General features: G+C 54.7%; 15 protein-coding genes. 4 read left to right on the top strand and 11 right to left on the bottom strand.

From position 1 onward, the window contains the following. Positions 1-40 precede the first annotated feature (40 nt). Both ACL2XO_RS10895 and ACL2XO_RS10890 read right to left on the bottom strand, forming a co-directional pair. A complete protein-coding gene (locus tag ACL2XO_RS10895; RefSeq protein WP_203522059.1) occupies positions 41-991 on the bottom strand; it encodes an AraC family transcriptional regulator in 951 nt (316 codons plus the stop codon). Next, positions 988-2,415 carry an aldehyde dehydrogenase family protein gene (locus ACL2XO_RS10890; RefSeq protein ID WP_413742678.1) on the bottom strand — a complete coding sequence of 476 codons (1,428 nt, stop codon included), beginning with the start codon at positions 2,413-2,415 and terminating at the stop codon, positions 988-990. The genes ACL2XO_RS10895 and ACL2XO_RS10890 overlap by 4 nt, the downstream gene beginning before the upstream one ends. Positions 2,416-2,855: 440 nt before the next feature. Between ACL2XO_RS10890 and ACL2XO_RS10885 the strand changes: the two genes are divergently transcribed. Continuing rightward, positions 2,856-3,824 (top strand): Rpn family recombination-promoting nuclease/putative transposase, encoded by a 969-nt coding sequence (locus tag ACL2XO_RS10885; RefSeq protein ID WP_413742677.1) that lies wholly within the window; start codon positions 2,856-2,858, stop codon positions 3,822-3,824. Between the two features lie 55 nt (positions 3,825-3,879). Here the strand turns inward: ACL2XO_RS10885 and ACL2XO_RS10880 are convergent, their stop codons facing one another. Beyond that, entirely contained in the window at positions 3,880-4,500 is a 621-nt protein-coding gene (locus tag ACL2XO_RS10880) for a TetR/AcrR family transcriptional regulator (protein ID WP_413742676.1), read from the bottom strand. Between the two features lie 93 nt (positions 4,501-4,593). Between ACL2XO_RS10880 and ACL2XO_RS10875 the strand changes: the two genes are divergently transcribed. Then, positions 4,594-5,472 (top strand): NAD(P)H-binding protein, encoded by an 879-nt coding sequence (locus ACL2XO_RS10875; RefSeq protein ID WP_413742675.1) that lies wholly within the window; start codon positions 4,594-4,596, stop codon positions 5,470-5,472. 379 nt (positions 5,473-5,851) lie between these two features. Here the strand turns inward: ACL2XO_RS10875 and ACL2XO_RS10870 are convergent, their stop codons facing one another. The 4 genes from ACL2XO_RS10870 to ACL2XO_RS10855 are packed head-to-tail and all read right to left on the bottom strand — an operon-like array spanning position 5,852 to position 8,461. Then, positions 5,852-6,730 (bottom strand): metal ABC transporter substrate-binding protein, encoded by an 879-nt coding sequence (locus ACL2XO_RS10870; protein ID WP_132922382.1) that lies wholly within the window; start codon positions 6,728-6,730, stop codon positions 5,852-5,854. Beyond that, positions 6,727-7,614 carry a metal ABC transporter permease gene (locus tag ACL2XO_RS10865; RefSeq protein WP_132922383.1) on the bottom strand — a complete coding sequence of 296 codons (888 nt, stop codon included), beginning with the start codon at positions 7,612-7,614 and terminating at the stop codon, positions 6,727-6,729. The genes ACL2XO_RS10870 and ACL2XO_RS10865 overlap by 4 nt, the downstream gene beginning before the upstream one ends. Continuing rightward, positions 7,611-8,324 carry a metal ABC transporter ATP-binding protein gene (locus ACL2XO_RS10860; protein WP_207917823.1) on the bottom strand — a complete coding sequence of 238 codons (714 nt, stop codon included), beginning with the start codon at positions 8,322-8,324 and terminating at the stop codon, positions 7,611-7,613. Before ACL2XO_RS10860 ends, ACL2XO_RS10865 begins: the two co-directional genes overlap by 4 nt. Then, positions 8,321-8,461 carry a hypothetical protein gene (locus ACL2XO_RS10855; protein ID WP_413723906.1) on the bottom strand — a complete coding sequence of 47 codons (141 nt, stop codon included), beginning with the start codon at positions 8,459-8,461 and terminating at the stop codon, positions 8,321-8,323. The genes ACL2XO_RS10860 and ACL2XO_RS10855 overlap by 4 nt, the downstream gene beginning before the upstream one ends. 371 nt (positions 8,462-8,832) lie before the next feature. Here ACL2XO_RS10855 and ACL2XO_RS10850 point away from each other — a divergent pair, with 371 nt between their 5' ends. Next, positions 8,833-9,669: a serine hydrolase gene (locus ACL2XO_RS10850; RefSeq protein WP_413742674.1), complete on the top strand. Its 837-nt coding sequence runs from the start codon at positions 8,833-8,835 to the stop codon at positions 9,667-9,669. 49 nt (positions 9,670-9,718) lie between these two features. Here the strand turns inward: ACL2XO_RS10850 and dksA are convergent, their stop codons facing one another. Then, a complete protein-coding gene (dksA, locus tag ACL2XO_RS10845; protein WP_132922385.1) occupies positions 9,719-10,156 on the bottom strand; it encodes an RNA polymerase-binding protein DksA in 438 nt (145 codons plus the stop codon). A 338-nt stretch (positions 10,157-10,494) separates the two neighbouring features. Here dksA and ACL2XO_RS10840 point away from each other — a divergent pair, with 338 nt between their 5' ends. Next, complete coding sequence (locus ACL2XO_RS10840; protein ID WP_132922386.1) at positions 10,495-11,130, top strand: transglycosylase SLT domain-containing protein; 636 nt, start codon at positions 10,495-10,497, stop codon at positions 11,128-11,130. Positions 11,131-11,270: 140 nt separating this feature from the next. Here ACL2XO_RS10840 and phnE (ACL2XO_RS10835) read toward each other — a convergent pair whose 3' ends face one another. The 3 genes from phnE (ACL2XO_RS10835) to phnD all read right to left on the bottom strand — a co-directional run bounded on the left by phnE (ACL2XO_RS10835) (position 11,271) and on the right by phnD (position 14,066). Continuing rightward, on the bottom strand, positions 11,271-12,194 hold the full coding sequence (gene phnE / locus ACL2XO_RS10835) for a phosphonate ABC transporter, permease protein PhnE (RefSeq protein WP_413742673.1): 924 nt from the start codon (positions 12,192-12,194) through the stop codon (positions 11,271-11,273). Continuing rightward, positions 12,194-13,057 (bottom strand): phosphonate ABC transporter, permease protein PhnE, encoded by an 864-nt coding sequence (phnE, locus tag ACL2XO_RS10830; RefSeq protein ID WP_132922388.1) that lies wholly within the window; start codon positions 13,055-13,057, stop codon positions 12,194-12,196. The genes phnE (ACL2XO_RS10835) and phnE (ACL2XO_RS10830) overlap by 1 nt, the downstream gene beginning before the upstream one ends. 79 nt (positions 13,058-13,136) lie before the next feature. Further along, positions 13,137-14,066, bottom strand: a complete 930-nt coding sequence (phnD, locus tag ACL2XO_RS10825; RefSeq protein ID WP_132922389.1) for a phosphonate ABC transporter substrate-binding protein — start codon at positions 14,064-14,066, stop codon at positions 13,137-13,139. Between the last annotated feature and the right edge of the window lie 109 nt (positions 14,067-14,175).

The following is a 14,175-nucleotide window of genomic DNA, read 5'->3' as shown; positions in this document are numbered from 1 at the left end:
AGATAAGTAAACTCATCCGGCGGTTTCACGCCCGGCGGCATTATTCATAATCGGCTTCGCGCGACTTCAGGCCTTCCCTGTCCCGTAAGGGAGAAATGCCAAAATAGCGCCGGTATTCGCGGCTGAACTGCGAGGGGCTTTGATATCCCACCGAGAATGCCGCGCTGGCGGCATCCAGGCTGCCGTTAAGCAGCAGCTTGCGGGCCTCCAGCAATCGCAGGTGCTTTTGGTATTGCAACGGACTCATCACCGTCATCTCCTTGAAGCGGCGATGCAGCACCGAGGCGCTCATATTGGCCAGTTTCGCCAGCGTATCTACCCGCATGGGCTCCTTGAAATGATCCTTGATCCAAAGGATGGCCTGATGAACGCCGCGGTCGTTGGCGTGGGACACTACCGCCTGATACAGCACCGAGCCGCTTTTTGCCTTCAGCAGCCGGTAAAAAATCTCCCGCTTCACCAGGGGTAACAAGACTGCGCTGTCCTCGGGTTTTTTGAGCAGCCGCACCAGCCGCAAAAAGGCATCCCGCAGTTCGGCGTCGGATTTATCCACGAAGACCCCGGTGGTTTCCGCCCCCCGGGGCACAACCTCGATGCCCATATCAATAATCAACGCAGCGATTTCCCTGACATCCAGCTCGATTCTCAACCCCAGATAGGGTGTGGCCGGCGTGGCCTCGGCCACCTGGCCGGAGATGGGCATATCGAGGGTGGAAAGCAGATAGCTGCCGCCGCCGTAGGCGGTAAAGGCTTTACCCAGCAGGATTTTTTTGCTCCCCTGCAACACCAGGCAAAGGGAAGGCGAAAGCAATCCCCGCCCCATCTCAGTTGGATGACAAAACCGGATAAAGGTCAGGCCCGGCAATTCAGTGTGCACAAAACGCTGCTCAACGGGCACGCCGTCGAACCAGCCCCGCACCTCTTCACATAGCAAGGCCAACGTTACGCCGTCCTGCCCGCCCGCGTCTGATTCACCGATTATTTTCGTCAAGATGATTCATGGCCCGCAATGGTTTTGGGTTCAAGATATTCCTCAAGCCCGTAAGCGCCGAACTCGCGGCCGATGCCCGACTGCTTGAAGCCGCCGAACGGCGCCTGTGGCAAATCGTACAGTCCGTTGATAAAAACGCGCCCCGCCACCAGCTGTTCGGCGACCCGCCGCGCCCTTTGCAGATCGGTGCCGCTGACATAGGCTTGTAAACCATAGACGGTGTCGTTAGCCATTTCAATAGCCTGGGTCTCTGATTTATAGGTCAGTACGGACAGCACCGGCCCGAAGATCTCCTCCCGGGCGATGGTCATTTCGGGCGTCACCCTGGCAAACACGGTGGGCCTGACGAAATAGCCCTGCTCCAGGCCTTCGGGATGGCCTTCGCCCCCTACTATCAATTCAGCGCCCTGCGCTATGCCGCTGCGGATATAGCCCTGTACCCGATCATATTGAATCTGGCTCACCAGCGGTCCGATGCGGGTGCTCTTTTGACGGGGATCCCCCACCGTTAAATCGGCGCTGTGGCGTTTAATCAATCTGATGACCTCATCCAGCAGCCGTTCGGGGACCAGCAACCGGCTGCCGGCGATACAGGCTTGTCCGCTGTTGATGGACACCGCGCTGAGCGCCAGGGGAATAGCCTTTTCCAGATCGGCATCTTCCAAAATCACGTTGGGTGATTTCCCCCCCAGCTCCAGCGTAACGCGCTTCATGGTCTCCACCGCCTCTCGGGCAATTCGCTTGCCCACCCGGGTAGAGCCGGTAAATGAAATTTTGGCGATATCCTGATGACGGACGATTTCCGCACCCACCGTATCGCCGCGCCCGGTCACAATGTTGAATACTCCCGAAGGAAGCCCGGCCTCATGCAGGCATTCGGTGAGTAATTGCGTCTGCAGAGCGCTCATCTCGCTGGGCTTGATGACCGCCGTACTGCCGGAGGCGATAACCATCGCCAGCTTACTGCAGATAAAACTATAGTTGGCGTTCCAGGGGGTAATCAGGCCCACCACCCCCAGCGGCTCCAGCACTACCCTGGCGGCGCCCGCCTGTTTCTCGAATTCGAAGGTCTCCAACAGGACTTTAGCGAGCCGGAAAGCCTCGGCGGCACGGGCCACCGTTCCGCTGCTCATGGACAGCGGCGCGCCATACTCTTCCACCATCCTGTCCACCAGTTCGGCAGTTTTTTCCGCCACAGCGTCATGCAGCCGCTGCAGATAGTCCATTCGCTCGGCTTTGGTGGTCTGTCTGAACTCCGGGTAAGCGGCCTTGGCCGCCGCAATCGCCGTTTGCGCGTCCACCTCGTCCGCCAACCGCACCCGCCCGATAACCGTCTTGGTGGCGGGATTGTATAAATCGAACAGTTCCTCGCCGTGAGGCGTGACGAACCGACCGTTGATATAGACCTGATTGACCGTTTTCATATGGGCTCCGCCGCTATACCCGTCATACTTCAAGTTGCAGGTAGGTTGGCTGTCCTGCAACTCGGATTACTTGGGATATAAGTTGATGTGGCTTTAATGTTAAGCAGCGATCGGCGGAGGGGGATAGACCAATCCCATGACAAGATTGCCTAAAGCTGTCAGATTGTGGCCGGCGCAAGCCTGACGCTGTGGCCACGATATTGTAGTATTCCTGCGGCGGTGGGGATTGTTCGATTAGTGGCTATCATTATTTTATTTTTAAATCGATAAATACCCTCTCCATTAATTAAGTTTAATAACTTTTAAAACACTTCTTTTATATTTTATTGAACGAATATTTTTAATCATTCTTTATATTTTTTTTGATTAGACTTTAATTCTCTCACTGTTAATATTCACAGTATCGAGGAAAACATTTAATAATGAAATAGATATCTTATATGGTAATTAATTATTCACATCATGATGCAATATTCAAGACGTTTTTAACCGATGCCGCCACTGCCCGTGATTTTTTTGAAATACATTTACCTTCTTCTTTACGACAGCGCTGCAATTTTAATACACTATCCCTGTGTTCCGGTTCTTTTGTGGAAGAGAATTTACGTCATCACTGCTCGGATATGCTTTATTCGGTGCAAACCCGCAAAGGTTCCGGCTATATTTATTGTCTAGTAGAGCACCAAAGCACGCCACAAAGGTTAATGGCGTTTCGTTTAATGCGTTACTGCCTTGCGGCCATGCAGCAGCATCTTGATCAAGGGCATAAAGATCTGCCGGTGGTGGTGCCGTTGCTTTTTTATCAAGGCGGTCGTAAGGGCGGCTACCCTTATGACAATGATTGGTTTAACTGCTTTAACGATATTGAGTTGGCCAGGGATATCTATACACGTCCCTTCCCGCTGATCGATCTCTCGGTCATACCGGATAAGGAGATCTTGACTCATAAGCGGGTAGCTTTACTCGAACTGATACAAAAGCATATCCGGCTGCGGGATATGGCGTTGCTGGTGAAGGATATCGGCACCTTGGTAAACCGGTGGCAACCCTCAAGGAAGCTGCGTAGAAGCCTGATAACCTATATCGCGCGAGCGGGGAAAACCGATGATATCGAGCGTTTTGTGCAGGTGCTGTATCAACATGCGCCGCTTAATGTGGAGGGAAAAGAAATGCTGACCATAGCACAACATTTTGAACGGGAAGGACTGCGAAAAGGCAAGCGAAAAGGTCGGCAGCAAGGCCGGCAAGAAGGCCGGCAAGAAGGCCGTCAGGAAGGCCGTCAGGAAGGTATTTTGAAAGGCAAGCTGGAGGTAGCCCGGCAGTCTCTTGCAGATGGTACGGATCGTGCGCTGGTTAAAAAATGGACGGGGCTTTCCGATATGGACTTGGACTGTTTGCTGACTAAATAAGAAATAATCCCCCGCCGCCGGGCAGACTCCCTGTACCGGCCGCGGCCGTCTAATGCTACTGCTTCGTTAATGATTCAATCAAATCAGCGACGGCGCGTCTTATTGGCGCCAAATCAAAATCCGACGCCAAGGCGTCACCGTCGAAGCTTGTCGCCAATTCATCAATACCGAAAAGAGCCCGCACGTATCGCGGATAGATAACCTGGCCGATAAGCCGGTGCGCCGCCTCGGCGCCGGCCTGGGCCGACACACCGAACGTCGTCTGCAGATAAGCGCCCAGACGTCTTTCAACCTCGGTAAACATCACGTCGTAATGCTGCGCCGCCCCCTGCGGGAAGCGGTTGGTTTCAGACATACTGACGCGGCACATTTGTATCGAGGGCTGGTAAAGCAACGTTTCCAGATAGCGGCCACAAAACATCGCCAGTGCTTGCGCCGGTTCATTTGAATAGTCGCCAGGCATTCTCAGCCTGCCGAGAAAAAGCCCGCGCACCAGGTCTATGACCGCGAGGAACAGTTTTTCCTTGCTCTCAAAATGAGCATACAGGGAACGTTTCGATGTTTCTCCGCGCCGGGCAACCACATCCATCGACGCCCGCTCGAACCCCAGCTCCAGAAACACATCCTTGGCTATCCACAGAATGTGTTCACGTAATTCATCGCCTCTTCTTGCCATGCCTGATTGTAACGTACCTCGCCCTGCCTTGACAAACAAAAAAGTAAACGGTACGGTATAGTTTACTTGGCTACCCAGCAGAGGAATTTAATTATGATTGTCGTAACAACCCCCACCGGCAACATCGGCACACAGGTTCTTGAAAAGATCCTGAACAACGGCGAACCTATTCGTGTTATCGCCCGCGATCCCTCGCGCCTGCCCGCCTCTTTCCGCGAACGCGTGGAGGTTTTTCAAGGTTCCCATGGGGACAGCGCCATCGTCAATCAGGCGTTCGCCGGCGCCGACTCGGTGTTCTGGCTGGTGCCGCCGAACATGCAGGCCGCGAGCCTGGAGGCCGCCTACGTGGACTTCACCCGGCCGGCGTGCGACGCCCTCAAGCGCCATGGCGTCAAACGGGTGGTGACGGTATCGGCCCTGGGTCGCGGTTGGCCCCGCCACGCCGGATTCGTCTCGGCATCGCTGGCAATGGACGACCTGATCGCCAGCACCGGCGTGAGCTTCCGTGCGCTGACCATGCCCTCGTTTATGGATAACATGCTAATGCAAATAGAGTCCATCAAAAATCAGGGCATGTTCTTTTCCCCCATCGACGGGGACCGTAAATCACCTACCTGCGCTACCCGCGACATCGCCGCCGTTGCCGCCGATTTGCTGCTGGACGCCTCCTGGAGCGGACAGGACAGCGTCCCGATACTTGGTCCCGAAGATCTCTCCTTCAACGATATGGCGGGCATCATGACCGAGGTATTGGGGAAACTTGTGCGTTTCCAGCAAATCCCCTTCGATGCCTTTAAGGCCAGGCTCCTGGGATTCGGCATGTCTGAGGCCATGGTCCAAGGCATGGTCGACATGATGGCGGCCAAGAACGAGGGCATGGACAACACCGTGCAGCGCACGCCGCAGTCCGGTAGTCCCACCCGCTTCCGCCAATGGTGCGAGGACACATTGAAACCCGCCGTCACTCACTAGGGCAGAGGCCAGGCCGGCATCTCGCCGGTAGAATATTGACGGGCGAGATGCCACGATGCCATTGCCATGCCGGAAAATAACATTCCCTGAATTGATATTTTTCGGCATCACCGGGCTGGTGCTGGCGGTTAAATTGGGACGCCGTTTGTCCCCTCGCTATGGAGCATGGGGAGCCTCGCTGCTGGCGGGATACCAAACGCCCCCGAATGGTTCCCGCCGACAATGCGGTGACGTACAAGATATTAGCCCCAACGGGCTAATAAAACGCAACATATAGTGTTATACGCAAAAAAACAACATATGTTCCGTATTTATTATTCCGCTTGGGCGTACAGGGTCATGAATTTATATCAATCCGCCAAAGAGTAGGCGTGATATTTTATTTCATGCTGTCGGCGATGGCCTCTACATTATGTTTAAATGCCGCGATATAAGTGGCGGCGGGGCCGTCCGCTTTAGATAACGCTTCGGGATATAACTCACCACCCGGTTTCGCACCGCTGGCGGAGGCAATTTGTTTCACCAGGCGCGGGTCGGTCTGATTTTCAAAAAAATACGTTTTAATATGCTGCTGTTTGATTTGATTAATCAATCCGGCCACATCGCTGGCGCTGGCTTCCGATTCGGTGGAAAAACCCACCGGCGCCAAAAATGAAACGCCATATTCCGCGCCAAAATAACCGAAGGCGTCATGACTGGTGATCACTTTACGCCTGGACTGCGGAATAGCGGCAAATTCCGCCTTGGCCCAGCTGTCGAGCTTTTCCAATTGCTGGATATAGGCGCCCCCCTGTCGGCGGAAATAGTCCGCATCTTCCGGATCGGCCGCAATCAGCGCATTCATTACGTTTCTCGCATAGATAGCACCGTTTTTGGCGCTGTTCCAGGCGTGAGGGTCGGTTATGGTTTTACCGTCCTCATCCATATGGCGCGTAGTCACGCCGTCAGAGGCCGTGATAATGGTGCCTTTATAACCGGAGGCCGTCACCAGGCGCCCCATCCATCCTTCCAAACCCAGGCCGCTGACAAACACCACGTCGGCCCGGCTCAACGCCTGGCTGTCCTTTGGCGACGGCTCGAAGCTATGAGGATCTCCATCCGGCCCCACCAGACTGGTCACTTTCACATGATCGCCCCCAACTTCCTTCACGATATCAGCCAACACGGAGAAGCTGGCCACCGTATCCACGGTTTTGGCCAGCGCCGCAGGGCTTGCCATTATCATCACCACCGCCAGGGATACCGGTAAACGTTTCATTCTTTTTCCTCATTGATAAGTACTCTTCGCCGCCGCAGCATCAGCGCACAGCCGCCGCGCGGGCCCAATAACACCGATAGAAAAAAAATCACGCTGGCGGACAGGACAATGGCCGGCCCGGCCGGCAGCGAGGCGTAAAACGACCACATCAACCCCACCCAGGAGCTCAGCAATCCGATGGCCGCGGCAATCAGCAGAATCACCGGCAAATGTCCTGACCAGCAGCGGGCGGCCACGGCGGGCAGCATCATCAGGCCTACGGACATCAGGGTGCCGAGGATCTGGAATCCGGCCACCAGGTTCAACACCACCAGCGCCAGGAATATGCCGTGAATCACGCGGGGATAGCCCTGGCGGTTCACCCGCAGAAAAGCCACGTCAAAGGCTTCAATTACCAACGCGCGATACAGCAGCGCCAGGCACAGAAAGGTAAAACCGGCAATCAGCCCGACAAATTTGATGGCATTGATATCCACGGCCAGGATCGATCCGAACAGCAGATGCAGCAGATCGACGCTGGAACCGCGAAGCGATACCAGGGTGACGCCCAATGCCAGTGACCCGAGGTAAAAGCCGGCAAAGGTGGCATCCTCTTTTAATTGGGTCATTGAACTTACCCAGCCGGAGAGCAAGGCCACCAGCAATCCGGCGGCGAAACCGCCGATGCCCATGGCCATCAGCGACATGCCTGAGATGAGGTAGCCGATGGCCACGCCGGGGAGAATGGCGTGGGATAGGGCGTCCCCCACCAGGCTCATGCGCCGCAGCAGTAAAAACACGCCCAGAGGGGCGGTGCTTAACGATAAGGCGAAACAGGCCGCCAGCGCCCGGCGCATAAACCCGTAGGCGTTAAACGGATCAATAAAAAAATGCAGCATTATCAGCCGACCCGATCAAAGGATTGAAAGCAAAAACAGGATTCCGATTGCGGTGTCCGATGGGACAGGATGTCGGCGGAAGGTCCCCACCGGTTTTGTTCGGGGGTTAACAGCAATGTTTGCGGAAAATGACGGGCCACTTGGCCGTGATCGTGCAGCACCACAATAATGGTTTGCCCCGCCCGGTGGAGCTGACCGATAACCTCCAGCAGGAGATCGCAGGTCTGCCGGTCTATGCCGGTGAATGGCTCATCCAACAGCACCAGCGGAGCCTGCTGCACCAGCAGGCGGGCAAACAGCATGCGCTGGAACTGTCCGCCCGAGAGCGCATCTATGGGACGGGTGGGCATGTCCTCCAGCCCCACCCGCTGCAGCGCATGATGAATAAGGGCCTTGTCCGTCCCGCCGATGCGGCGTAGCAATCCGGTAGCCGGCCAGCACCCCATGGACACCACGTCAAAAACATTGACCGGAAACTGTCGATCCAGTTCCGACTGCTGCGGCAAATAGGCGATGCGCGGCGGCCGCGCGGCAGCGAAGGCCAGATTGCCCGCCACCGGCGGCAACAGGCCGGCAAGCGTTTTAAGCAGCGTGGATTTACCGGTGCCGTTGGCGCCGATGATAGCGGTCAAACTGCCGGTTTCAAAGGTGCCGTTAAGAGGACGGCTGATACGCTGTCCTTGATAGCCCAGAACGAGATTATTCAGCGTAATCATGGCAGTAACGACGCCCAATAAATGACGGCCCACAGAACGGCCAGCACCGCACAGGCGGCCAGCATGCGCGTTATGCCGGAAGCGGTAAGCAGGTTGAGGCTTGCCTGGCGGCGTAAAAGAAAAGTAATGGGATTCATAAATAGGCCGAATTATTATTGATACAGTATAACATAACACTCAAAGGGTTCTTTGCCAAGACACATCGGCCGATCGCGCTTTTTTGCGGTAGCGCGCTGCTCCGCTACCAACTGTGGCGGGGAATGCGCCCCGCCGCTAGAATAATAAGGCGGCAGGGGGACGCCGGGATTAAACGGCGAATAAACGATTGCTAATACTACGTTACATATTAAATTGTTTTGTATGTTATAACGTTACTATACAAGTGACTGCGGGATCTGTACCCTTGCATTCCGCCGGACTCCGCGACGGCCAGCAGATGTCTATTACGTTGTTTATCCAACGCGTTAGATACGACATTCCTCTCTACAAAGTCAGGTTAAGAATTACGATGTTAAGGATCAACTCAGTTTATCGGGGATATATCCGGCTGTCCCTGTTGTTGTTGGGTTTCGTGATAAGTTCTCTGTCCCAGGCCCAAATGATAAGCCGACCATCGGTGCAATCCCGCTCCGCTTTGGTCATTGATCAGAATACCGGCAAGATACTCTTTGAAAAAAACGCTCGCCAGGCTTATCCCATCGCCTCGCTGAGCAAGCTGATGACCGCTGTCGTGGTAATGGAAAGCAAGCCGAAGCTCGAACAGAAAATAGAGGTCAGGCCGGACGATCGCGATGTGCTGAAAAGGACCCATTCCAGACTCACCATCGGTTCGGTGCTGACGCGGCGGGATATGCTGCATATCGCCCTGATGTCATCGGAAAACCGGGCGGCGTCCGCGCTGAGCCGAGCCTATCCCGGCGGCCGCGCCGCGTTTGTCAAACGCATGAACCAAAAAGCCAGGCAGTTGGGCATGCGGCAAACGCATTTCAACGATCCCACTGGCCTGACGCCCCGCAATACCGCCAGCGCCTTTGACCTGTCGCGGATGTTTAACTACGCCTACCGGTTTCCGCTTATCAGGCAATTTTCCGTGGACAAGACCTATACCGTCTATCCGGGGGACAGGCCTCTGGTTTACCGCAATTCCAATGGGTTAATCAACAATCCCTCATGGCATATCGAACTGCAGAAAACCGGTTTTACCGATGAGGCCGGCCACTGCCTGCTGATCCGGACCACCAGCGGCCGGCATACCTACCTGATCGTCATCATGGGGGGGACCGGCTCCTATACCCACTACACCGATGCCATTCATATCAAGAACTGGCTGTCGCATATTGCCTAAGGCCGGCAAACCGGGATGCAAGCTGCGCAAGGCCACATCCCGGCCAACGTTAGTCCGCCCGACGGTACAAGGGTTCACGCATTTCCTGCGTGACCTTGGCATCAATGCTTCTTTCCGCGATGGGGCGCAGCAGCAGCCGAGGCAGCCCTATGGGTTCGTCCGTTTCGATGCAATAGCCGTAGGTGCCGTTTTCAATACGGCGCAGGGCGGCATCATATTTAGGCAGTAAACGGCTTTCCCGGTCGATTTGCCGGAAGAGAAAGCGTAACTCCTCTTCGCGCATGGCCTTGTCCGCCTCATCGCCGCTGGCGTCGTTACTCTTTTTGATTTCCGTCTTCAGCCCATCGATATGATCCAACAGCCCGCGCCGTTCAGTTGCCAGCCGCCGTTTGAAAAAATCGAGCTGGGCTGCGTTCATATATTCCCGTTCATCCATGGACAAGAGTGTCTGTTCGTCTATTTCAGGTATCTGGATTGAATCGGTCATAGTTCCCTCCCAACAGCGTTTGAAAACTCCGGTAGCGACGTGCCAATTGCCCGTGGGGACACGGCAGCAAGCGGCTTACAGCGTTAATGCCCGGCCTAAATTAAGGCGATATAGTATAACATAACAACCCATTTTATCTATCGGCATATGACCTGATTGTGCTGCCCTGACGCCCAGGCCAATGAAATAGCCGGTAGCCGACGTTAGGAAATGGTGAAGAAATAAACTGTGACAGCGCTCTGATTTTTTTGAGGATTAATCCTAGAAATCAATAAATTTATTCTGCTGACTTGAAATCTTGTATATGCTGGCGAACGTTCCCGTCGCGAGAGACCTCAGTGAAGCCGAAAATCATACTTCTTATGGCCGCGCTCATATTAGCGGGTTGTGCCAAGCAACCCCCCCCGCGGACGATAAGCCTGGTGACCAGCACACCGATGACAATGCTGCCCGCTCCGGCGCCCAAAAGCGGCACCTATGGCGACTATATTCATGATTCCGCCAGCGTTTATGGCGTGGATGAAAACCTGGTGAAAGCCATTATCCAGGTTGAATCCGGTTTTAACCCTTCCGCCGTCAGCCGGTCCAACGCCATAGGCCTGATGCAGCTTAAAGCGGAAACCGCCGGGCGCGATGCCTACCGGTTCAAGGGCCGCTACGGCCAGCCCAGCGCGTATGAATTAAAAGATCCGGCGATTAATATCGATTTGGGCACCGCTTACCTTGGCATATTGCAGCGACAGCTCTCCGGCATATCCAACCCGCAGACGCTGCGCTACGCCCTGACAGTGGCTTATGTCAACGGCGCAGGGGCTTTGCTGCGTTCCTTCTCCAGCGATCGCGGGCGGGCCATCGCCATGATCAACGACATGACGCCTGATCAATTCTACCGTCATGTGCAGACGCGGCATCCGGCGCCCCAGGCGACACGCTATCTCTGGAAAGTGAACAACGCCTATCTGGCAATGCGTTAAGACGCCGCCACCCTTTTCATCCCCATCGGCCATGGTTTTAACCATGGCCGAATCCGTTTCGGGCCGGCCTGGGGCGCCAGGGGAATGGCTTATATCTCAAGTGGTCGCCAAGGCAAACATCGTGGTGTTGATTAAAGGTTTTATTTGCGTGGAGTGCCGGTCTGGGAGGTGCCGGTCTGGGAGTGTTGACCGAACAGCGGAATATCTTCCCCGGCGATGTACTTTTTGCGCAGAATGGCCGAAATTTTATCCATGGCCATGACAATCGCCACCAGGATCAGGGTGATAAACATCACTACGTCCCAATTCCACAACCGCATATTTTCCGCATATACCAGGCCGACCCCGCCCGCGCCGACAAATCCTAGCACCGCCGCGGAGCGGGTGTTGGATTCAATCTGATACAGGCTCAGCGCCAGAAAAACCGGAAATGACTGGGTGAAGATGCCATAACGGTGTTTTTGCAGACTATTGGCCCCCAAAGCGGTCAACCCGCGGCCGGGAGACTTATCCACCGCTTCGTGGCCTTCGGCAAACAGTTTGCCCAGCAGCCCGACGTCTTGCATAAATATCGCCAGTACGCCGGCCAGCGGCCCCATCCCCAGCGCGCGCACAAATACCATGCCCCAGATGGCCATATCCACCCCGCGAAAAATATCCAGCAGACGCCGTACCACGATGGCCACCAGCCGCAGCGGCGGCGACACCATGACATTGCGCGCCGCCAGGAACGATATCGCCAGGCCGACAACGGTCGCGGTCAGTGTGCCCACCCAGACAATGGCCAGGGTAATGAAAATCTGCTGCAGATAGTAGCCGAACGGCCATTGGGCGAAATCGTGCCAGACAAACATGCGTAAAAAATAGTGGCCAATCTGCTGGCAGCCGTTCATCAGGCGCGGCCAAGGGATGCCGTACTGATTAAAGAAAAAGACGTAATAAATAATTATCGCCGCGCCGACCAAAGCCAGCTTGAGCACGTCCTTTTTTTGCCGGGCGAAAATGTGCCGGTTTTGCTGCTTGATTTCCCGTATCGCCTGCAGCGACAGCGTATCGGTAAACATCAGTTGTTCCCCTCGACGACCCATTTGCGCAATTTGCCGGAAAGGTAATCCAGCGCCGAAACCACCAGCACAATCAACAGCAGAGTCATACTGACCTGATCATAATGATCGAGCTTGATATTAATCATCAGTTCCTGGCCGATGCCACCCGCGCCCACCAGTCCCAGGATGGTGGACAGCCGGAAATTCACTTCTAACCGCATAAAGCTATAGGATAAAAAGACCGGTTTCACCTGCGGCCAAAGCCCGAAACGCATGCAGGATATCCGCCCGGCGCCGCAGGCGGCCAGGCCGCGAACAGGTTTATCCGAGGCGGTTTCCACCGCTTCGTAAAACAGCTTGGTCAAGCTGCCGACGGTATGCAGCGCCAGCGTGAGAAAGCCGGGGAACGTGCCGATACCGAACGCCATGACAAACATTACCGCCCAGGCCAGTTCGGGCATGGTGCGCAGGAACGCCACCAGCGTACGTATGGACCAGCGCAGATAAAACGGGCTTCGGGTATTATTCGCCGCCAGAAACGCCAGCACGGTGGCCGCCAGCACGGATAAAATGGTGGAGGCCAGCGCCATATGCAGCGTGTCCCAGATCAAGGGCAGCTGGATGGGCAGCCGATAGCCCCAATACGCCAGCGAGCCGGCGGTATGCACATTGCCGAACAGCTGTTGCCAGTGCAGTATCGGTACGGTCTGTACCAGATAATCGAAAAAGTGCGGCATGGCGGTCCATACCGTATGCAAATTGAATTCGGCGATGTTGCCGGCGGCCAGATACAGCGCCACCAGGGTCAATGACCATAGCAGGGTGTCGCGTTTTTGCTTGCGCCGCACCTGATGGTAATAGTGGTTGAAATCGGTATTCAATATGCGTCACCGGTAAAATGCCGGTCCCAGACAAAAGGACCGGCTGGGCTGTTGGCAAAGAGCCGGACCCGAACATGGATTAGCGATTCTGCGTCAGCGCTTTTTTCAGGTCGATAATGTTCTGGAATTCGGCGATAGAGGTGGGCTCGATATGCTGAGTACCGCCCACGGCCTTGACGAAACAGGCGTGATCTTCTTTGTCCAGCTGTTTGATGGTGTCAACCACCTTGGCTTTGAAATCCGCCGGTAAAGAATGACGCACCAGGATCGGACCGTTGGGGATCATCGGCGATTGCCAGATAATGCGAATCTGTTTCATCAAATCCGGATGGTCCATTCTGATCAAACGGCCGAAAGCGCCGGTGTTATAGCCTTTATTGTAATCCCCGGTCATGGAAGTCCAGGTCACGGCCCCTTCGAACTGGCCGTTCAGCACGCCGAGAATATCCTGTTCATGGCCGCCGGAAAAGGTCACGCTGGAGAAGGTATTGTTATATTTATTATCCGTATTGCCACCGAACTGTTTCTTGAACACGAAATCCGGGATCAGGTAGCCCGAGGTGGAATCCGGGTCGGCGAAACCGAAGGATTTGCCTTTCAGGTCATCCAGTTTTTTATAGGGACTGTCGGCTTTCACGACCACCACGGAATAATAGCCGCGGGATTGGTCGGTATCATCCACCACTATCCCCACCAGGTCGACGGCATCAGGTTTATTCAGATAAACCGACGCATAGGACGACGGGGACATACTCAATACCATATCAACTTTGTCTCCCAATAAACCCTGGATTACGCCGGCATAGTCGGAAGAATTACGCAATTTGGTATCGACGTGTAATTTTTTATCAAAAAATTCTTTTACGCAGAGGTTATCGCCAATTTGCTGTGTGGCGTTTTGCCCGCCTAAAATGCCCAGGTTAAGCTCTTTCGGCGCATCGGCCGCCGCCACGTTGAACATGATGGTGGAGCCGACCACAAGGGCAGCCAGAGAAGATATTTTTTTCATTAAATAGCCTTTATGTTTAAAGAGAGAGAATAGTTCGCTGATACAATAAATTAACCCTGATTACCACCCGAAATGCATTCTTCCATAGCCATGATTGTATTTTAAAATC

The sequence above is a fragment of the Sodalis sp. RH15 genome (assembly GCF_047324255.1).
Classification (GTDB): domain Bacteria; phylum Pseudomonadota; class Gammaproteobacteria; order Enterobacterales; family Enterobacteriaceae; genus Acerihabitans; species Acerihabitans ligni.
This window is presented reverse-complemented; position numbering and strand designations above follow the sequence as displayed.